24 protein-coding genes are annotated in these 18849 nt (G+C 71.6%); 11 read left to right on the top strand and 13 right to left on the bottom strand.

Features of this window, described 5'->3' with window-relative positions:
* Positions 1–90 precede the first annotated feature (90 nt).
* Together AC3RXZ_RS16040 and AC3RXZ_RS16035 are read left to right on the top strand one after the other, a co-directional pair.
* Positions 91–1170 carry an alcohol dehydrogenase catalytic domain-containing protein gene (locus tag AC3RXZ_RS16040; protein WP_491494674.1) on the top strand — a complete coding sequence of 360 codons (1080 nt, stop codon included), beginning with the start codon at positions 91–93 and terminating at the stop codon, positions 1168–1170.
* A 109-nt stretch (positions 1171–1279) separates the two neighbouring features.
* Entirely contained in the window at positions 1280–2194 is a 915-nt protein-coding gene (locus AC3RXZ_RS16035; RefSeq protein WP_491494673.1) for an EamA family transporter, read from the top strand.
* On the opposite strand, the gene AC3RXZ_RS16030 is transcribed toward AC3RXZ_RS16035, so the two are convergent.
* Both AC3RXZ_RS16030 and AC3RXZ_RS16025 read right to left on the bottom strand, forming a co-directional pair.
* Positions 2172–2444: a DUF7218 family protein gene (locus tag AC3RXZ_RS16030; protein WP_243229689.1), complete on the bottom strand. Its 273-nt coding sequence runs from the start codon at positions 2442–2444 to the stop codon at positions 2172–2174. The two genes, AC3RXZ_RS16035 and AC3RXZ_RS16030, sit on opposite strands and share 23 nt — an antisense overlap.
* A 66-nt stretch (positions 2445–2510) precedes the next feature.
* Entirely contained in the window at positions 2511–2924 is a 414-nt protein-coding gene (locus AC3RXZ_RS16025) for a CBS domain-containing protein (protein WP_243229690.1), read from the bottom strand.
* A gap of 130 nt (positions 2925–3054) precedes the next feature.
* Between AC3RXZ_RS16025 and AC3RXZ_RS16020 the strand changes: the two genes are divergently transcribed.
* Positions 3055–3735 carry a DUF6766 family protein gene (locus tag AC3RXZ_RS16020; RefSeq protein ID WP_491494672.1) on the top strand — a complete coding sequence of 227 codons (681 nt, stop codon included), beginning with the start codon at positions 3055–3057 and terminating at the stop codon, positions 3733–3735.
* 6 nt (positions 3736–3741) lie between these two features.
* Here the strand turns inward: AC3RXZ_RS16020 and AC3RXZ_RS16015 are convergent, their stop codons facing one another.
* Positions 3742–4050 (bottom strand): DUF7882 family protein, encoded by a 309-nt coding sequence (locus tag AC3RXZ_RS16015; RefSeq protein ID WP_243229692.1) that lies wholly within the window; start codon positions 4048–4050, stop codon positions 3742–3744.
* 75 nt (positions 4051–4125) lie between these two features.
* On the opposite strand from AC3RXZ_RS16015, the gene AC3RXZ_RS16010 reads away from it, so the two are divergent.
* Positions 4126–4461: a DUF7882 family protein gene (locus AC3RXZ_RS16010; RefSeq protein WP_243229693.1), complete on the top strand. Its 336-nt coding sequence runs from the start codon at positions 4126–4128 to the stop codon at positions 4459–4461.
* Here AC3RXZ_RS16010 and surE read toward each other — a convergent pair.
* The 3 genes from surE to AC3RXZ_RS15995 are packed head-to-tail and all read right to left on the bottom strand — an operon-like array spanning position 4398 to position 6684.
* Positions 4398–5219, bottom strand: a complete 822-nt coding sequence (gene surE, locus AC3RXZ_RS16005) for a 5'/3'-nucleotidase SurE (RefSeq protein WP_243229694.1) — start codon at positions 5217–5219, stop codon at positions 4398–4400. The genes AC3RXZ_RS16010 and surE overlap by 64 nt on opposite strands.
* Positions 5216–6211: a 1-phosphofructokinase family hexose kinase gene (locus AC3RXZ_RS16000; RefSeq protein WP_243229695.1), complete on the bottom strand. Its 996-nt coding sequence runs from the start codon at positions 6209–6211 to the stop codon at positions 5216–5218. The genes surE and AC3RXZ_RS16000 overlap by 4 nt, the downstream gene beginning before the upstream one ends.
* A gap of 8 nt (positions 6212–6219) precedes the next feature.
* Entirely contained in the window at positions 6220–6684 is a 465-nt protein-coding gene (locus AC3RXZ_RS15995) for a DUF4383 domain-containing protein (RefSeq protein ID WP_491494671.1), read from the bottom strand.
* A gap of 175 nt (positions 6685–6859) precedes the next feature.
* Here AC3RXZ_RS15995 and AC3RXZ_RS15990 point away from each other — a divergent pair, with 175 nt between their 5' ends.
* The 4 genes from AC3RXZ_RS15990 to AC3RXZ_RS15975 are packed head-to-tail and all read left to right on the top strand — an operon-like array spanning position 6860 to position 11539.
* Positions 6860–8425 carry an FAD-dependent oxidoreductase gene (locus AC3RXZ_RS15990; RefSeq protein WP_491494670.1) on the top strand — a complete coding sequence of 522 codons (1566 nt, stop codon included), beginning with the start codon at positions 6860–6862 and terminating at the stop codon, positions 8423–8425.
* 41 nt (positions 8426–8466) lie between these two features.
* On the top strand, positions 8467–8922 hold the full coding sequence (locus AC3RXZ_RS15985; protein WP_491494669.1) for an SRPBCC family protein: 456 nt from the start codon (positions 8467–8469) through the stop codon (positions 8920–8922).
* 8 nt (positions 8923–8930) lie between these two features.
* Positions 8931–9890, top strand: a complete 960-nt coding sequence (locus AC3RXZ_RS15980; protein WP_491494668.1) for a TIGR03885 family FMN-dependent LLM class oxidoreductase — start codon at positions 8931–8933, stop codon at positions 9888–9890.
* Positions 9887–11539 (top strand): alpha-amylase family protein, encoded by a 1653-nt coding sequence (locus AC3RXZ_RS15975; protein WP_491494667.1) that lies wholly within the window; start codon positions 9887–9889, stop codon positions 11537–11539. The genes AC3RXZ_RS15980 and AC3RXZ_RS15975 overlap by 4 nt, the downstream gene beginning before the upstream one ends.
* Positions 11540–11684: 145 nt before the next feature.
* Here AC3RXZ_RS15975 and AC3RXZ_RS15970 read toward each other — a convergent pair whose 3' ends face one another.
* Entirely contained in the window at positions 11685–11957 is a 273-nt protein-coding gene (locus tag AC3RXZ_RS15970; protein WP_491494666.1) for a hypothetical protein, read from the bottom strand.
* A 210-nt stretch (positions 11958–12167) separates the two neighbouring features.
* On the opposite strand from AC3RXZ_RS15970, the gene AC3RXZ_RS15965 reads away from it, so the two are divergent.
* Together AC3RXZ_RS15965 and AC3RXZ_RS15960 are read left to right on the top strand one after the other, a co-directional pair.
* Entirely contained in the window at positions 12168–13052 is an 885-nt protein-coding gene (locus AC3RXZ_RS15965) for an SDR family oxidoreductase (protein WP_243229702.1), read from the top strand.
* Positions 13053–13171: 119 nt separating this feature from the next.
* Positions 13172–13363 carry a hypothetical protein gene (locus AC3RXZ_RS15960; protein ID WP_491494665.1) on the top strand — a complete coding sequence of 64 codons (192 nt, stop codon included), beginning with the start codon at positions 13172–13174 and terminating at the stop codon, positions 13361–13363.
* A gap of 41 nt (positions 13364–13404) precedes the next feature.
* Here the strand turns inward: AC3RXZ_RS15960 and AC3RXZ_RS15955 are convergent, their stop codons facing one another.
* The 5 genes from AC3RXZ_RS15955 to AC3RXZ_RS15935 form a co-directional block, all read right to left on the bottom strand.
* Positions 13405–14412, bottom strand: a complete 1008-nt coding sequence (locus AC3RXZ_RS15955) for a cation diffusion facilitator family transporter (protein WP_491494664.1) — start codon at positions 14410–14412, stop codon at positions 13405–13407.
* Complete coding sequence (locus tag AC3RXZ_RS15950) at positions 14409–14891, bottom strand: transglycosylase SLT domain-containing protein (protein WP_491494663.1); 483 nt, start codon at positions 14889–14891, stop codon at positions 14409–14411. The genes AC3RXZ_RS15955 and AC3RXZ_RS15950 overlap by 4 nt, the downstream gene beginning before the upstream one ends.
* A gap of 96 nt (positions 14892–14987) precedes the next feature.
* A complete protein-coding gene (locus tag AC3RXZ_RS15945; protein ID WP_243229706.1) occupies positions 14988–15728 on the bottom strand; it encodes a YidC/Oxa1 family membrane protein insertase in 741 nt (246 codons plus the stop codon).
* Positions 15729–15791: 63 nt separating this feature from the next.
* Positions 15792–16064 (bottom strand): DUF6412 domain-containing protein, encoded by a 273-nt coding sequence (locus AC3RXZ_RS15940; RefSeq protein ID WP_243229707.1) that lies wholly within the window; start codon positions 16062–16064, stop codon positions 15792–15794.
* A 46-nt stretch (positions 16065–16110) separates the two neighbouring features.
* The gene (locus AC3RXZ_RS15935; protein WP_491494662.1) at positions 16111–16764 is read right to left on the bottom strand and encodes an FHA domain-containing protein; all 654 of its coding nucleotides are present in this window, start codon (positions 16762–16764) and stop codon (positions 16111–16113) included.
* 107 nt (positions 16765–16871) lie between these two features.
* On the opposite strand from AC3RXZ_RS15935, the gene AC3RXZ_RS15930 reads away from it, so the two are divergent.
* Complete coding sequence (locus AC3RXZ_RS15930) at positions 16872–17912, top strand: NAD(P)H-dependent flavin oxidoreductase (protein WP_491494661.1); 1041 nt, start codon at positions 16872–16874, stop codon at positions 17910–17912.
* Here the strand turns inward: AC3RXZ_RS15930 and purU are convergent.
* Positions 17909–18760: a formyltetrahydrofolate deformylase gene (gene purU / locus AC3RXZ_RS15925; protein ID WP_491494660.1), complete on the bottom strand. Its 852-nt coding sequence runs from the start codon at positions 18758–18760 to the stop codon at positions 17909–17911. The genes AC3RXZ_RS15930 and purU overlap by 4 nt on opposite strands.
* Positions 18761–18849: the final 89 nt, after the last annotated feature.

The raw sequence follows: 18849 nt of genomic DNA, 5'->3' as shown, positions 1-18849 counted from the left end.
TCTCACACCGAAAGGTCCTCATGAAGCTCCGCCTTCTTCCCGCGCTGAGCGCCCGCGGACTGCTCGCCGTTCCCGCCCTGGCAGGCTGACGTGCGCACCCTGCTGCCGCGCGCCGAGCTGCGCGACGTCGCGCTGCGACCGGCGGCGACGGCGCGCGTCTGGCTGGGTGCGGGGATGCCGCTGGAGACCGTGGCCGTCCCCGGTGTGGCGCTCGCGAGCGGCGATGTGCTCGTCGCCGTGGAGCTGTCGACGATCTGCGGATCCGACGTGCACACCGTCCGCGGTGATCGCCCGTCTCCCGTGCCGGTCGTGCTGGGTCATGAGAGCGTCGGGCGCGTGATCGCGCTCGGCGACGGCGGAGCGCGCACCGCGGACGGCGGTGAACTGCGCGTCGGGGATCGTGTGGTCTGGTCGGTCACCGTCTCCTGCGGGACGTGCGACCGCTGCGAGTGCGGTCTGCCGCAGAAGTGCCGCACACTCGCCAAGTACGGTCACGAGCGGATCGAACCGCGCTGGGAGCTGACCGGCGGCTTCGCCACGCACGTGCACCTGCGTCGCGGAACCGCGATCGTGCGCGCATCGGAATCCTTGCCGGCCGCGGCGCTCGCTCCGGCGTCCTGCGCGACGGCGACGGCCTGGGCGGCTGTCGCGCGTGCCGGCCGCGATCTCGAGGGCGTCTCCGTGCGCGTGTACGGGGCGGGGCTGGTCGGTCTCTCGGCGGCGGCGATCGCGGCGGACCTCGGGGCGCGTGTGTCGGTCGTCGATCCTTCGGCCCAGCGGCGGCTGCTCGCCGAGCGCTTCGGCGCGGAGCCGGATGCGGACGATGCCGCGCCGACCGTGGTCATCGAGGCCTCCGGTCACGCGGTCGCCGAGGCCATCGCCTCCGTCGACGTCGGCGGGACCGTGGTCCTCGTCGGCAGCGTGTTCCCCGCAGCACCGGTCGCCCTGGACGCCGAGGACCTCGTGCGACGCCTCGTCACGATCACCGGGGTGCACAACTACACCGGCACGGACCTGGTCGATGCGGTCGCGTTCCTCGCCGGGAGGGGGAGGGCGTACCCGTTCGCGGACATGGTCGGAGCGGTCCATCCGCTCGGAGAGGCCGATGTCGCGCTCGCCGCGGCCGCAGCGCCCGGTGCCCCGCTGCGGGTCGGGCTGGCGCCGCGCTGAGGCACGCGATCCCTGCGGTCGTCAGGGTGCGCGCTCGCCGGATGCCGCAGACGAAGGCGGACCCGCGTCCGGGCGATTGAGCTGCCGCGCGCATGGCAGTCTGGAGCACATGCCCCCGAGCACTCCCTCCGGCCCGTATCTCGGCGCGGCGCTCGTGTTCGGATCCTGTGTCTCGCTGTCCTTCGGTGCAGCCGTCGCGGCGCAGCTGTTCCCGGCACTCGGCGCGTGGGGCGTGACAGCGCTGCGCCTGGGCATCGCAGCGCTCGTGATGATCCTGGTCGTGCGCCCCGCCGTCCGCGGCTGGACGCGTCGGCAGTGGCGGGCGTCGATCCTGTTCGGGCTGACCCTGGCGGGCATGAACGGCGCCTTCTACGCCGCGATCGAACGGATCCCGCTCGGGCCGGCCGTCGCGATCGAGTTCCTCGGACCCCTCGTGCTCTCGGCGCTCCTCACCCGGCGCCTGCGGGATGCCGGGTGGCTGGCGCTCGCCGTGATCGGGATCGGTCTGCTCGGGGTGGACGGCCTGATCGGGGCGGACCCGCTGGATCCGCTCGGCGTGCTGTTCGCGCTCGTCGCGGCCGCCTTCTGGGCGCTCTACATCCGCGCGAGCGCTCACGCGGGTGCCATGATCCCCGGAAGCGGCGGACTCGCCGTCGCCTTCGTCGTCGCGGCGGCCGTCCTGCTGCCCTTCGGCGTCCCGGCGGCCGTCGCCGTCGCGGCCGACCCGGCTCTTCTGGCGCTCGCGGCCGTGACCTCGCTGCTCGGCTCGATCATCCCGTACACGCTGGAACTCGCCGCTCTGCGTCGCCTCCCGCAGCGCGTGTTCGGCATCCTGCTCAGCCTCGAGCCGGCCACAGCGACGTTCGCGGGCTGGGTCGTGCTCGGCCAGCACGCCAGCGCACTGAGGCTCGTGGCCATCGGATTCGTCGTCACCGCCAGCATCGGGGTGAGCGTCGCACGCGGCCGGACCTCGCGACGCGGCGCGGCGGAACGCGGACCCCTCAGTGATCCCGCAGCGCCGTGATGAGCTCGCTCTTGCGCTTGTCCGAGTATCCGCTCAGCCCCAGCTCCTTGGCGCGCTTCTTGAGCTCGGGAACCGTCCAGTCCTCATAGCTGCCCGATTCGCCGCCGCGGCGGCCCACTTCGGACCGGCCCTTCTTCGTGCCGCCGGCGGCGTTCGAGATGCGTGCGGCCTTCTCCTTGGACGCGCCGTCCTCGCGGAGCTCCTCGTAGAGCTCGGGGTCCTTCAGACGTGAACGCTGATTGCGTGGCATGTTGCTCTCCTTCGTGTCAGAGCGAGACGCGCTCGACGGTCTCGCCCGTGTCGGTCTCTTTCCGTGTCAGAGCGAGATGCGCTCGACGGTCTCGCCGGTGTCGGTCGCCGGGAGCGACCGCGCGATGTCGGCCTGGGTGACGATGCCGACCAGCAGGTGATCGTCGATCACCGGCAGACGGCGGATCTGATGCTCCTGCATGCGCTCGAGCGCGATGGCGATGTCGTCGGTTGCCGTGACGGTGACGGGCTTGCCCTCGGCCAGCACGCCTGCGCGGGTCGTCTCGGGGTCCATGCCTCTCGCGACGGCCTTGACGACGATGTCGCGGTCGGTCAGCATCCCCTTCAGCCTGCTGTCCTCGCCGCAGATCGGCAGGGACCCGACGTCGAGCTCTGCCATGACCGATGCCGCGACGTGCAGCGAGTCGTTCTCTCCGATGCATCGCGCGCCCGGCGTCATGATGTCGCTGACCAGGGTCATGATGGTGCTCCTCTCGTGTGGACGTGCGCCACGATACGAGCGGGCGCCGGGCCGCCCACGGGGGTTGACACGCGGCGCCGGACACGTCAACCCCTTGTACCCGTCAGCGCCGAGCGGCATGGTCGGACTCATGACACGACGGATGCTGCGCGAGAACGCCCTGGGCCTCTTCTTCATCGTCCTGTTCCTGCTCGCGCTGATCGGGCAGGCGATCGCCGGGCACCTGCGCACCAACGAGGAACTGCTGCACCACGGGCAGGCGGCGCAAGGGTTCTGGGAGTTCGTGTTCTCGAGCGACTTCGTCGTCGACGTGGCTGAGAACTGGCAGTCCGAGTTCCTGCAGTTCTTCTTCTTCATCGCCGCCACGATCTGGCTGGTGCAGCGCGGGTCGCCGGAGTCGAAGAAACCGGGTGACGAGGGGCCCGGCAGTGATGAGGACCAGCTCGTGGGGCGCTACGCCCGCCCGGATTCCCCTGCCTGGGCCCGGGCCGGCGGATGGCGGACGACGCTGTACGGCAACTCGCTGCTGATCGTGATGGGGGCGGTGTTCGTGCTGTCATGGCTGGTGCAGTCGCTGGCCGGCGTCGCCGTCATCAACGAGGAGAACGCCCAGCACGGGGCCGCCCCGCTGACCTGGTCGGAGTATCTCGTCAGCCCGGACTTCTGGGACCGCACGCTGCAGAACTGGCAGTCGGAGTTCCTGGCCGTCGCGGCCATGGTGCTGCTGTCGATCGTGCTGCGCCAGCGGGGCTCCGCCGAGTCCAAGCCGGTCGGTGCCCCGCACAGGGTCTCGGCGTGGGAGTCGGAGTGATTCCGGTCAGTCGGTCTCGAGATCCTCGGGCACGAGGGTGATGCCGCCGCTCGAGTTCGCGGAGTTCGCCATGGCGGTGATCCACTCGCCGTGCAGCTCCGGCGGTTCCGGGTCGTCGAACACGAACCGCATCGGGATCGACGGGTGCAGCCAGATGGTCGACCGCCCCGGATCGTCGCCGTCCGGGTGACGCCAGGACAACGTGAAGCTCTCGTTGCGGCGCAGCTTCGTCGCGATCACGACCTTGAGGTGCGCCAGCGCCCGGTCCTCGATCTGGATCGGCTCGGACGCGGAACCGTAGTAGAGCATGCCCATACGGCTACGCTACCCATGGGGGGAGCCAGCACGACAGAGCCGGGGCCGAAAGGCTCACGACGAAAGGATGCCGCAATGGGAAAGTTCATCTACGAGGGCGGCGTCAAGGTCGAGATCGAGGACCGCGCTCTGACGCACATCCAGCTCGTCATCAGCGCGAAGCTGCGCCGCGGGGAGCCGTTCCCGTTCTCCTGGCGCGAGGACGCCAGCGTCGGCGGCGGGCGCACGACCGTGTGGGTGCACTCGTCGAGTTCGCTCGTGTTCAAGTACTACGGCAGCCGCTCGCCCGCGATCAATCGCGCCTGGATCGAGGCTCTGGCGTTCACCGCCAATGCGCCGGGCGGTCTCTACCTCGTGCCGGAGCCCGCGGACGGCGGCGAACCCGTCACCGCGGAGAACCCGGTCCTCTGATCCCGGCCGGCGAGTTCGTCCGGCAACGGGAAGGAGCAGCTCGAGACCGGATCGATCCCGGTGACCGTCACCCAGCCGTCGGCGAGCAGAGCCGCGTCGCTGTCCTCGGTCGGCGTGAGCGGCAGGTCCTCCACGGCGAGCCGGACGTAGTGCTCATCGGCCTCGGTCAGCGTGGTCTGCACGATGCCGAACGGAGCCAGAGGTGCCTCGACGAACCCTCGGATCTCCGGAGCGTTGGGAACGTTGACGTTCACGACGGCGCCGCGCGGGCGCTGCAGCAGCGCGGGGACGACCCGCAGCGCGGCGTCGGCTCCGGTGCGCCAATGACACGCTGCCGGCTCGATGCCGACGTCGAGGGAGACGGCCAGGCCCCAGGTTCCGCCGATGCCTCCGGTGAGCGCCGCGCCGACGGTCCCGGAGTGCAGGATGGCCCGGCCCACGTTCGCGCCGTGGTTGACGCCCGACAGGACCAGGTCGGCAGGGACTCCGAACGCTCCGCGCGCCGCGATGAGTGCGATGAGACCGGGGCCGCCGCGGACCGCGTGAGCCGGCACATCCTCCAGTCCGTCGAGCTCTCGGCGTTCGATGCGGATCCGCCCGTCCGCCTCCTCGGCGAGGATCGAGGCGCTCGACCCGCTGGACTGCGTGGCCGGTGCGGCCACGACGACGTCGAAGCCGGCGTCGACGGCAGCGGCGGCGAGGGCGTGCAGTCCAGGTGCGTCGATGCCGTCATCGTTGGTCACGAGCACGCGGGTCATCGGTCCTCCTCGGGAGCAGCGCGCGCGGCGAGGCCGTCCGGGCTCGTGCGCTCCTCCGCGACCGGCGCCTCCTCCGCGTCGACGGTGCGCTGGCGCACGCGGTCGCGCAGGCTCCGGATGGCCGCCCCGTCGCCGGTCCCGAGACCGTGCCGGGTCACGTTGAGCGCTCCGGCCGCCGCGCCGAGGGTGATGGCGCGGCGCAGCGGCTCTCCCCGCACGAGGCCCGCGACGACCCCGGCGGTGAGGGAATCGCCCGCCCCGCGGGTCTCGGCCTCGGCGAACGCGGGCAGCGACACCTCCACGGTGCCGCGGTCGTCCATCATCAGCAGCGGATCGGAGGCGCGCGTGACGACGACCGTGCCCGCTCCCTCTTCGCGCAGCCGGCGCATGGCGGCGCGGATGCCCGCTGTCGAGTCGTCCGTGATCAGGCCGTCGCCGGCCAGCTCCTCGTGGCTGATCTTCAGCACGTCGACGCCGCCCGCGAGGACGGCGCGCATGCGGTCCCCGGCGAGGTCGGCCACGACCCGGCGCTCCTCGTCGCGGAGATCCGCGGCGAGCCGCCGGTACATGTCCGCCGGCACCGTCTCGTCGCCCGCCGGTCCGCTGAGGATCGAGATGCGCGATCGCGATCCGGCATCCAGCATGCGGGTGTAGAGATCGTCGAGGTCGTGCCGGCCCAGCGGATCGCCCTGTTCCTCGGCGACGGCGACGCGCTTCCCGCCGCGGCGATCGTGGACGTACGCGGAACCACGTCCCGCGCGCTCCACGGAGACGACGCGGAGCCCCTCGTCCTCGAGCAGGTGGCCCAGCGTGCTGCCGATCTCGCCGGTGAGCACGCAGCACATCGTGACCTCGCAGCCCAGCCGGCGCAGCATCCGGGCCTGCCAGACGCCCTGCCCGCCGGCGTGGACGTGGATCTCGGAACCCTGGGGGTGATCCTCGACGGTGATGGTCAGCGTCGGGGACGGGGCGAAGACCGTGACATCGCTCATGCCCGGCCTCACCGCAGCGGCGGCGCCTCGGCGGGCCGTGCGCGGGGCGCCCGCCCGACGAGCAGGCCGAGCAGGATCATGACGATCGCGAGGCCCAGGTGCAGCCAGTTGTCCGCGTGGTTGACGGGGATGATGTTGATCGCGTCATTGCCCACGGCGAACAGGCCGTAGATCCAGACGACGAGGTATACGACGCCTCCCCACAAGAGGTAGGCGCGGGACGCCGCGGGGCCGATCGCGGAGAGGATGCCGGCGACGGCGAACAGGAGATGCACGATGTTGTGCAGCACGGAGACCTGGAACAGGCCGAGCAGCATCGCCTCCGAGTCGGCGCCCGCAGCGCCGAGGTGCTCCGCCGAGTGGGTCAGACCCGGGACGAACCCGGCGATGCCGACGATGGCGAAGACGATGCCGAAGATGAGCGCGATCACCTGGATCGCGCTGCCCGCATAGCGGGTCGTCGTCGTGTCCATGATTCCTCCTGGTGCTCGGACGCGGATGCGATGCGCTTACGGTAGCGACGCGCGCGCCGCGGGCGGAGGGGATTGACGGCGACCCGGCGGCCGGTTAGGCGGTACGGAATGTCAAGGCCCTGTCCCCGCCCGCCGCCGCGGTGTCGGATCGATGGACGACGAAGGGAGCATCCACGTGACGACGACACCACGCCCGCGCGCGCTGTGGCGCGACACGGGGCCGCGGATCCGGATGGCCGCCGAGGCCGTCGTCGAGAGCGAGGTCGTGATCGCCGGCGCCGGTCTCGCGGGCCTTGCCGCTGCGGTGATGCTGGCCCGCGCCGGCCACCGCGTCGCCGTGATCGACGCGGCGGAGGCCGGCGCCCGGACGACCGGCGCGTCCACCGCCAAGCTCAGCCTGCTGCAGGGCTCCGTGTACTCCCGGTTGCGCCGCAGCGCCGGCGATCGTGTGCTGGCGGCCTACGCCCAGGCGCAGATCGACGGTCAGGACTGGTTGCGTGCGGAGATCGCCGCGATCCCGGACGCCGAGGAGCGCCGGACCTCTGTCACCTACGCCATGACGGAGGCGGGCAGCGAGACCGTGCGCGCCGAGGCGGAGGCCTGCCGTGCAGCGGGCCTCGCCGTCGAGGAGGACTCCGGACGGATCGGCCTCCCCTTCCCGGTCTCCCAGGCTCTGCTGCTGCGAGATCAGTCCCAGCTGCATCCGATGCGGGTGCTCGGGGCACTGGCGGACCAGGCCGTCTCCCTGGGAGTGCGCCTGATCGGAGGCTGCCGGCTCACCGGCACGCATGCGACCGCGAGCGGTGTGCTCGTCACGACCACGACGGGGGAGCTGCGCGCAGAGCGCCTGCTCGTGATGACCGGCTTCCCGGTGATCGATCGTCGGGCGTTCTTCGCGAAGCTCACGCCGACCAGGCAGATGGTCGCCGCCTACCGGCTGCCCGATGCCGCGATGATCCCGGACGGCTCGTTCCTCTGCGTCGACGAGGTGACGCGCTCCCTGCGATCAGGCCGGGACGAGCAGCAGCGCCCGCTGCTCGTGGTCGGCGGCAGCTCCTACCCGACCGGACGCGACGCGGACACGCGTATCCGGCTGCAGGCGATCGACCGCTGGACGGCCCAGGCCTTCCCCGGCGCGGTGCGCGACCGCTGGTGGGCGGCGCAGGACTACCGGATGGCCGGAGACCGGCCGTTCTTCGGCATCCAGCCCGGAACGCACGGGAGGGTCCTGGCCGCGACGGGGTTCGCGAAGTGGGGCATGACCAACGCCGTGGCCGGTGCTCTCGCGGTGACGGGCATCATCGAGGGGGTCGCCCCGGCGTGGTCCGAGCATTTCGCGCACGGCAGGATCGGTGCGTCCGGCGCGGCCGCCATGATCGCGAGCAACGCGCGCGTGGCCGGGGAAGCCGCCCGGGGCTGGGCGCGTCCCGAGCAGTCGCACGCCGAGGGTGCGGATCGGGTGCGCATGACACGGCGCGGTCTCGAACCCGTGGCGGAGTCTGTCGTCGATGGGCGGGCCTGCGCCGTGTCCGGCGTCTGCACGCACCTGGGCGGCGTGCTGCAGTGGAACACCGCGGAGCGCAGCTGGGACTGCCCGCTGCACGGCTCGCGGTTCGCGCCGGACGGACGCGTGATCGAGGGCCCGGCGAAACGGGACCTGCCTACCAGGGAGGGGACCGTACGCGCTCGAGCCGACGCGGTCAACCCCGGGCCGGAGCCGGGCCCGGCATCCGTAGATTGATCCGTTCCGGAACAAGGGAACCGAGTGAGGAGATGAGTGACATGGCCGAAGTGATCAAGGCCGAGACCGAGGTCGAGGCGCCGTTGGGCGCGGTGTACGAGCAGTGGGCGCGTCTAGAGGACATGCCGTACTACATGTCGATGGTCAAGAGCGTGCAGCGCCTCGGGGACGACCGCTCGCACTGGGTCGTCAACGTCGGCGGGGTCGAGCGCGAGTTCGACGCGCGCGTGACGGACGCCGTGCCGAACCAGCGCATCGCCTGGGCGAGCGAGGGAGAGAAGGTGCACAGCGGTGTCGTGCAGTTCACCTCGATCGACGCCGAGCGCACGCGCGTCGCGCTGGAGATGGCGTGGGTCCCGGAGACCTTCACGGAGAAGGCCGGCGCGCTGATCGGTCTCGACGAGCGCGCGGCCGAGCGGGACCTCGGGCGTTTCAAGGACCTGATGGAGGGCGGCGGCGGCGAGGCACGCGGCGCCGAGCCCGACACCGTGTTCTGATCGCGGCCATGGTCGTCATCGGATTCCACGCCTCGCACGAGCAGGTGGCGCCGGAAGCACTGCTGCAGGCGGTGCGGGATGCCGAGGCCGCCGGCTTCGATGCCGCCATGTGCTCGGATCACCTCGCGCCGTGGTCCCTCGCACAGGGCGAGTCCGGTTTCGCCTGGAGCTGGATCGGTGCCGCCCTGGCGCTCACGCGCTTCCCGATCGGTCTCGTGACGGCTCCGGGTCAGCGCTACCACCCCGTGATCACGGCGCAGGCGGTCGCCACGCTGGGCGCGATGTTCCCCGGACGCTTCTGGGCCGCGCTCGGAAGCGGGGAGGCGCTCAACGAACACGTCACCGGCGATGCGTGGCCCGACAAGCAGCACCGTGATCGGCGGCTGCGCGAGTGCGCCGAGGTGATCCGCGCGCTCGTCGCCGGAGAGCGGGTGAACGCGGACGGTGAGGTGCGGGTCCACGAGGCGAGGGTGTGGAGCAGACCGGACGCACCACCGGATCTGCTGGCGGCGGCCGTGAGCCCGGAGACCGCGGCCGAGGTCGCCGAGTGGGCGGACGGTCTGATCACGGTGGGGACGGACCCCGCCGCCGCGGCGCAGACGCACGATGCGTACCGGGCGGCCGGGGGCAGGGGGCCCACGGCGGTGCAGATCCACGTGAGCCTGGCGGAATCGGATGCCGAGGCGCTGGCGCTCGCCCGCGACCAGTGGGCGCATTCGACGATCCCGCCGGATCGGATGTGGGATCTCGAGCAGCCCGAGGAGTTCGACGCGCTCGCGGACCCGACCGAGGACAGGCTGCGCGCCGGAGTGCTCGTCGAGAGCTCGGCCTCCGCTCTCGCGGCGCGGGTCGCCGCCGTGGCCGAGGGCTTCGACCGGATCTACCTGCACCACGTCGGCCAGGACCAGGCGGACTTCCTCGCCCGGTGCGAGAGGGAGCTGCTCCCCGAGCTGCGGAGGCTGCTGTGAGACCGGCGGACACGGGCGACCTGTGGTGGCGTACGGCGGTGATCTACTGCCTGGACATCGAGACGTTCCAGGACTCCGACGGCGACGGCGTCGGCGACATCGCCGGGCTGTGCGATCGGATCGACTATCTCTCGGAGCTCGGCGTGACCTGCCTGTGGCTCATGCCCTTCCAGCCGACCCGCGACCTCGACGACGGCTACGACATCACGGACTTCACCGGCGTCGATCCGCGGTTGGGGGACCTCGGCGGCTTCGTCGAGCTGTTGCGCATCGCGCACGACCGCGGCATCCGGGTGATCATGGATCTCGTCGTGAACCACACCTCGGATCGGCATCCCTGGTTCCGTTCGGCCCGACGCTCGCGTTCCTCACGGCACCGGAACTACTACGTGTGGCGCGATCGGCCGCCGCGCACCTCTCAGAAGACGGTCTTCCCCGGAGAGGAGGACAGCGTCTGGGAGCACGACGAGCGCACGGATCAGTACTATCTGCACAGCTTCTACCGCCACCAGCCCGACCTCAACCTCGCCGAGCCCGCCGTGCGGGCGGAGATCGCACGGGTCGTCGGGTTCTGGACCGAGCTCGGCGTCGACGGCTTCCGGCTCGACGCCGTCCCGTTCCTCATCTCGCCGCCCGGGGCGGCCGACGACACCGACCCTCACGCATTCCTGCGTGAACTGCACCGGTTCGTGGGCCGTCGGCGCGGCGGCGCCGCTCTGCTCGGCGAGGTCGGGCTGCCGCACGACGAGCAGCTGACCTACTTCGGAGACGGGGCGACCGAGCTCGAGCTCCAGTTCGACTTCGCCACCATGCAGGCGGTGTTCCTCTCCCTGGTCCGCGGGGAGGCCGCACCGCTCGCGCGCGTGCTGGGCGGCCGACCCGTGATCGACCAGCGTCAGGGTTGGGCGATGTTCCTGCGCAATCACGACGAGCTGACGCTCGAACAGCTCACCGAGAAGGAGCGTGCGCAGGTGTTCGATGCGCTCGCCCCGGACGAACGACAGCGCGTATACGGGCGCGGGATCGTCCGGCGGCTGGCGCCGATGCTGCACGGCGACCCGCGTCGCATCCGGCAGGCGTACAGCCTGCTCTTCTCCCTTCCCGGGGCCCCGGTGCTGCTCTACGGCGAGGAGATCGGGATGGGCGAGATCCCGGCCACCCCGGACCGCGCGGCGATCCGGACCCCGATGCAGTGGCACGGCGGACCGTCAGGGGGTTTCTCGACGGCTCGGCCGTCGCGCGTGCCGCCGATCCCCGGCGACGGATACGCCCCGGCGCACGTCAACGTTCACGATCAGCTGCGGGATCCGGATTCGCTGCTCTCGTTCATCCGGCTCCTGATCGCCCGCTACCGGTCGGCACCGGAGATCGCGTGGGGCGAGCTCTCGCTGCCCGAGACGGGGGACGACGCCGTGCTCGCCCATGCCTGCCGAGCCGACGACATCGTCTTCCTCGCGGTCCACAACCTCGCCGAGGATGCGCGGACGGTCGAGATCGAGGTACCGCTCGGCATCGACGACGACGCGACCGTCACGGATCTCCTGTCGGCCGAGCCGGTGCAGACGCGTGACGGTCGCGTCGTCGTCGAACTGGAGGGCTACGGGTTCCGCTGGGTGCGGAGGCTGCCCCCGTCGGCGCGTCGTCCCTGATCCGCCGGTTCCACCGGAGGCTCGTCCGGCCGACGCGGTGCGCGCGGACGCCGTTCGGTCTCTTCGGCCTCCGCCGCGAGCTGCTCGTCGTCCGGGGGCTGCGACTGGATGTGCTCCGGGCGCAGCCCCTGGTCGCCGACCCCGCTCACGGCGCCTCGTCGCGCAGATCGGTCGGCTCGGCGTCGGCGCGGTCCGCATCGGCGGCCAGCACATCCGGCTCGTCCTCGGGGGAGAGGTCGCCCTGGCCCTCCTCGCCGATCTCGGCGTCGAGCGGGTCGGTGCCCTGGGTATCGGGCTGCTCGTCGCCGCCGGGCATAGCCTCCGCGTCCGCGGGATCCGTGTTCTCGGGATCGCGTTCCTCTCGGCGCTCGGGCGGGAACGGCAGCTCCTCTTCGGGGATGGCGCGTGTTCCGGACATGACGGCTCCTCTCGTCGGCGGATCCTCAGGTTCGCGCTGCCAGGGGGCGAGGTCAGCCCCGTTGACAGATCCCCGTCGAGCGCTCTCGCGCGCGGGCCCGCGCGAAGGCGATGCGGATCCGCCCTGTCAACCCCCTGGTTCTCCGCTCCTCGGGCGGAGATGCTCGGAAACCACCCTCCCCCACGAGCGAACCCCACACGCGAGGACGACATGACCGACATCGCCGAAGACCCCCGTTACGCGCACACCGACGGACCGTTCCCGCCCCAGCAGCAGACGCAGCCGGGGCAGACCGACGAGACCCGCCCCACCCCGGACCACGGCGAGCAGAGCTACGTGGGCCACGGTCGCCTGGCCGGGCGCCGCGCCCTCATCACCGGGGGCGACTCCGGCATCGGTCGAGCGGTCGCGATCGCGTTCGCCCGAGAGGGAGCGGATGTCGCGATCGTGCACATGCCCGAGGAGCAGGAGGATGCCGAGGACACGCTCGGCCTCGTGAGAGACGCCGGACGCACGGGGCTCAGCCTCGCCGGGGACGTCCGCGACGAGGCCTTCGCCACGGACGCCGTCGTCGAGGCCCGCCGTGCCCTCGGCGGACTCGACGTCCTGGTCCTCAACGCCGCCTACCAGCACGACGTCGGCGGCTTCGCGAACCTGAAGACCGAGGATATGCGCCGCGTGTTCGACACCAACCTCGCCGGACTCCTTTTCTCGGCCCGCGCCGCCTATCCGTCCATGGAACCGGGCGCGTCCATCATCGTGACCGCCTCCATCCAGGCCGCCGAGCCGTCGCCGGGACTCATCGACTACGCCATGACCAAGGCCGCTCAGGTCGCGTTCGTCAAGGCGCTCGCGCAGGAGGCCGGATCGCGCGGCATCCGGGTCAACGCGGTGGCGCCGGGGCCGATCTGGACGCCGCTGATCCCCGCCACGGGCTGGGACGGCGAGAAGGTCGCGCACTTCGGCTCGGACACCCCGCTCGGTCGCGCCGGGCAGCCGGCCGAGCTCGCGGGAGCCTACGTGTACCTGGCCTCGGCCGAGTCCTCGTACACATCCGGAGCGGTCCTCGCGGTGACCGGGGGGAAGGCGCTGTGAGCATCGTGGCCCCCACCGACCCTCCGTCGCCTGCGACTCCCGCCTGGGAGATCGTCCCGCTGGGGCACACCGGCTGGCGCATCTGCGACGCCACGCGCGGTCATACGGACCCCTCACGCATGGTCGCCTACGCCGAGAAAAGCGAGATCGGCGCGATCGAGGTGCTGTGGCTGCGCAGCCCGTGCCCGAACCGTTCGCGCTACCGCGACCTCGACGAACTGCTCGCGGATCTCGACGCGGCCGTCGCCGCCGCCGAGGTGGACCGCTCGACGCGGCCCTTCGAAATCCCGCACTTCCCTCCCGAGAAATGACGACCCGTCGCCGACCGGGCCTCCGACGAGCCGGGGTCCGGTCAGCGACGGAGCGCGGGTGAGTCGTCCGTGCCGCGGTCGGCCTCGTCGGGAAGCTCCTCGACCGGGATCACGACGACGTCCTGCACCTTCCAGTCCAGCGCCGCGATCCCGGCGGACGCCTCCGTCAGTCGCCGCAGCGGCACGCGGGAGCGCCGCGTCGTGACGAACGCCTCGATGTGGAACACCTGGCCCTCATCACGCATGCGGACGGCGGCCTCGTCGACCCAGGGCAGCCCGCGCAGGTACTCGGTCACCTCGCGGCCCAGCGGGTGCGGTTCCTCGTCGTCGTAGGTGCGGGCGCGCTGGTCCATGAGATCCGCCACGGCCGACCGGGTGTTGCGGAACCCGTCGCGGACGATGCCGATCGAGATGAACAGGGCGGCCACGCCGTCCAGCCACCACACGCCGAGGCCGATGCCGATGACGCCGACGATGGATGCCGCATTGGTCTGCCAGTCGGCCTTGGCCATGTCGGCATCCGCGTAGAGCAGCTTGTTGTGCAGCAGGGGTGCGAGGCGCGCCTTGGCCGGGCCATAGAAGAAGACCGGACCGATCACGATGACCGACATGACGGCGACCATCAGCCAGCCGAGCCACACCGTGACCCCGAACAGCTGCACGGTGCCGATCGTCGGATGGTCACCGGTGACCAGGCCCGAGACGGCCTCGAAGGCGAGATTGAGTCCGACGGTCGCGAGGGCGACCCCGGCCACGACATGGCCGACCCCCATCGCCCTGTGCCGTCCGTACGGGTGATCGACGTCAGGGCGGCGGTGGACCTGGAGCAGCGCGATGAGGAAGGCGATCTGCGGCAGCAGCGACAGCATGTCCTCGATCCACGCCGTGCGCATCGACTGCGAACCGCCGACCACGAAGGCCACGACGGTGATCGTCACGATGGTGTACCCGATCGTGAAGTACTCCCACCGGATCGCGGAATGCAGGGCGCGATGCTGCTCGGGCGGCAGGTCGGTGCGGCCGAAACGATGCGGGTCGCCGCGGCTCACGATCCGGCCTCGCCGTCGAGGTAGAGCTCGATGTCGGAGAGCAGCGCGTTCTCGCCGGCCGGCACCAGCCACACCACGGTGCGGCCGTCCAGGCCGGGAAGGTCGGCGTATCCTCGCGTCGCGCCCACCCGATCCGCCCAGGGCGTGTCCGCGCTGAACCCGCCGACGGCCAGGTCGACCTCGCCCTCCTCGAGCATGCCGACGAGCGTCTCCTCGCCCGCCGGAACCCAGTCGATGCGCGCGTCGATCGACTCCGCGTACCCCTCGGCGAGGTCCATGAGCGGCCCGGTCGGTCCGTCCCGCCCCGCCTTCGCCAGCCCGGGATCCAGGCTCACCCCGATCCGCAGCGTTCCTCCCCGGGCGGCATCGAGGGTCCCGTCCGGATCCACGGGCACGGTGCCGAGGCATCCGGTGAGGGCGAGGGCGAGGGTGCACGTGGACAGTGCGGCGGTCGAGCGGCGGACAGCGGGGGCGAGCATGCGCCCATGATGCGTGCCGGGAGGGGAGGACTCAAACGGGTTGACCGCCGCCCCGCCCGGCGGTATGCGCGTGGCCGCCGCCGCGGGGCGTCCGTGTCAGGCCGGAAGTGGGAAGCGCCGGCGCAGCACGACGCGCTGTGCGAGCGTCCACACGACCGTGACCGTCAGATACAGCGCCGCCGCGAGCGGGACGAACACGGCGAAGACGGCGGTCAGATAGTGCAGTGCGCTCATCGCCCGCAGCATCCCCGGCGAGGACAGCGGCGAGTCCTCGACCGGCGTCGGACGGAACACGCGCCGGGTGATCTCGGCGACGACGACCATGACGAGCACGAGAACGCCGAACACCGTGAGGGTCGGAAGTGAGAAAGGACCGGCCGCCAGCATGTGCACGAGACTGGTCCCGAGCGGCGCGCCGAACAGGTCGTGGGCGAGCAGATCGTTGGGATGCCCCGCGATCTCGGTGCGCAGGAACAGCGTGTACAGGATGCCCACCACCGGCGCCTGCAGCAGCACGGGCAGGCACCCCGCGAACGGCGACGTGTTCTCGTCCTGGTAGAGCTTCATCGTCTCGCGCTGGAGACGCTCGGGGCTCGTCCCATACCTCTGCTGGAGCGCCCGGAGCTTCGGCGCCAGGCGCGCCCTGATCTGTTCGGCCCTGGCCTGCGAGATGCCGACCGGGATGAGTACGGCGCGCACCACGAGAGTAACGACGACGACCGCGAGAGCGGCGGCGGAGGCGCCGGCCGCGGGTTCGAGGAAGGCGGCGAGGCCCGCAAGGGCGCCGTAGGCCGCGTCGAGGAGCGCGGCGAGGGGAGGGAAGGAGAAGAGGTCCATGGATGTCCGTTCGATGCGTCGGGAGGGTGCGGCGTCTGCCGTGTCCCGACGCGAACGGACGGGTCACACGGCGCGCACGGCTCCCGGCGCTCGCGGACGGGGATGACCGGCGGCATCCGGATCGCTCTGCGAGAGCAGAGTCGACGCATCGATGGCACGCAGGGGGTGAGGCGGAGAGTCCTTGCCGACCGCGGTGAATCCGGTCCACGAGAGCAGGACCACGGCCAGGGCGGCGACGATCGCGATGGCCAGCCCCAGCAGGGCGGTGTCCGGGATCGTCACGAGCCCGAGCGCAGATAGCACGAAGCTCATCAGCTGCTCGAACGCGTCCGCCATACGCCGAGAGTACCTCACCGTGTCGACACGGTGCGGGCCGGAGAGGTCAACTCCAGGGCTCGTCGGAGGCGCCGTCCTCGTCCGAAGCCGTCGCGCCCTGCTTGTCACCCGCGAGGCGCCGGGTGGTCGAGGAGCGCTCGGAGCCGTCGGCCGAACCGCCCTGCCCCGAGGCGTTCGATGTCGTGGGGTCCTCGGCCTCGGCGGGGGCGGCCTCCGGCCCGTCCTGCGCCGAGTCTGCCGCGTGCTCCTTCCTCGTCGCCGCGGCGTCCGCGCGGTAGTCCGGTCGCGGCGGCTGCAGATCCTGATCGGAGAGCTCGCCGCCCTGGCGTCCCCCGTACGGGCGTCCGTGGTCCGCGGACTCCTCGCGGCCGAACACCAGCTCCCACTCGCCCACCGTGAAACGGGCCCCGGTGCGCAGGATCTCGGTGCGTTCGCCGGACGCGTCCTGAGACGCCGCGTTCGTCTCACCGGGGCCGTGCAGCGTCAGCACGTACTCGTCGCGCTCGTCGTGCGTGATCGTGGCGTGGACCGCGTCCGCGCCGGGCAGAACGAGCTCGTTGCCGGCGGCCGAGCCGATCCGCACTACGTCGTCGCGCAGATGGAACATCAGCCGGTCGTCGCCGCGGGTGATGCGCAGATGCGGATCTCCGGCGCCCCAGGCGTCATGGGTCGTCGTCGGGGTGTGGGGTTGCGTGCTCATGGTGACCTCCTGACTCGACGGTAGGCCGAAGGCTCCGGGCGGCAGGAGGGGGTTGACAGCGCGTCACGGGAACGACCGGATGCCGAGGTCGGGCGTAGCCTCGGACCATGAACGCCTTCGCAGAACTCCTCGGCATCCGGCATCCGATCGTCCTCGGTGCGTTCGGAGGCCTGTCGTCCGTCGCCCTCACCGCCGCGGTGAGCGAAGCAGGCGGACTCGGGTCGTACGGGCTGTACGGCTACGACGGCGACCGGATCCTCCGCACCGCCACGGAGCTGCGGGCCGTGACCGACCGCCCGTTCGCGTTCAACATCTGGCTGCCGATGGGCGACGAGGCGGAGCCGGGGCCGCAGCACGCCGTGTTCGCGCAGGCGCTGGAACCCTTCTACGAGGCGGTGGGCGTCGAGGTCCCCACGCGTCCCGACCGCTACGTGCCGTCGCTCGACGAGCAGCTCGAAGCGATATGGGAGGCCGCGCCGGCGGTGCTGAGCGTGGTCTACGGCGTGCCGTCCGCGGAGCTGATCGCCGAAGCACGCGACCGCGGCATCCGAGTCGTCGGGACCGCCACGACGGTCGCGGAGGCACTGGCGCTCGAGGCGGGCGGCGTCGACGCGGTCGTCGCGAGCGGCATGGAGGCCGCCGGGCACCGCGTGTCATTTCTGCGCCCTGCCGAGGAGTCGCTCGTCGGCACGGTCGCGCTCGTGCCCCAGGTGGCCGACGCCGTCGGCGTGCCGGTGATCGCGGCCGGCGGCATCGCGGATCGCCGCGGCGTCACTGCCGCCTTCGCACTGGGCGCCTCCGCGGTGCAGGTCGGCACGGCGTTCCTCGCGACCGCTGAGTCGGCGGCGAACGACGCCCACCGCGCCGCCATCCGGGGCACGGCGGCGGACGGCAGCGTGCTGACCCGCGCCATGAGCGGGCGCCTGGCCCGCGGTGCGCGCAACCGCGCGGTCCGGGCGATCGAGGCGAGCGGCACGATCGCGCCGTTCCCCATGCAGAACTGGCTCACCGGTCGCTTCCGCACGGCCGCCGGTGCGCAGAACCTCGGCGAGCTGCAGTCGCTGTGGCTCGGACAGGGCGCGCCGCTGGCGCGGTGGGATGCGGCATCCGAGCTGTTCGACGAGCTTGTGGCGGGGGTGCCGGCCTAGAGGATGACGGTCGAGCGGCCGTGCACGATCACGCGGTCCTCGGCGTGCCACTGCACCGCGCGGGCGAGCACCAGGCGCTCGACGTCGGCGCCGCGGCTCTGCAGCTCTGCGGCCGATTCGGAGTGCGTCACGCGCGTGACGTCCTGCTCGATGATGGGACCCTCGTCGAGGTCGGCCGTGGCGTAGTGCGCGGTCGCGCCGATGAGCTTCACACCGCGCTCCTTGGCCCTGGCGTACGGGTTGGCCCCGATGAATGCCGGCAGGAAGGAGTGGTGGATGTTGATGACGGGGGCGGCGAGCTCCTCGATGAACGAGTCCGTGAGGATCTGCATGTAGCGCGCGAGCACGACGAGGTCGACGTTGCCCTGGAGGATCTCCAGCTGGCGCCGCTCCATGGCCTGCTTGTCGCCCGAAGGGATGTGCACGAACGGGACGCCGAACGTGCGCACCGCGTCGGCGAGATCCGGGTGGTTGGAGATGACCATCGTGATGTCGATGTCCAGCTGGCCGCGCTGCGCGCGCCACAGCAGCTCCATGAGGCAGTGGTCGTACTTCGACACGAAGATCGCGACGCGCTTGCGGCGGGAGGCGTCGTGCAGCGACCATTCCATGCCGAAGCGATCGGCCACCTGCTGGATCGAGGCCTCCAGCGCTGGTCGCGCGGCGGCGAGACCCGGAAGGTGGATCACGGTGCGCTGGAAGAAGCGCCCGCCCTCGGAGTCGGTGGAGTGCTGGTCCAGCGAGATGATGTTCGCGCCGTGCTCGGCGAGGACGCCGGCGACGGCCGCGACGATGCCGGGCTGGTCGTCGCACGCGATGAGCAGACGGGCGGTGTCGGGCTGGGACATGGATGCTCCTTGGAAGGTCTCGCTCGATTCTGCCCCGTCGGCCGCGATCGTGACGAATCCTCGGCCGGACGCCGTCGTCCGACGCGCAC

It is taken from the genome of Microbacterium cucumeris, assembly GCF_058349845.2.
This window is presented reverse-complemented; position numbering and strand designations above follow the sequence as displayed.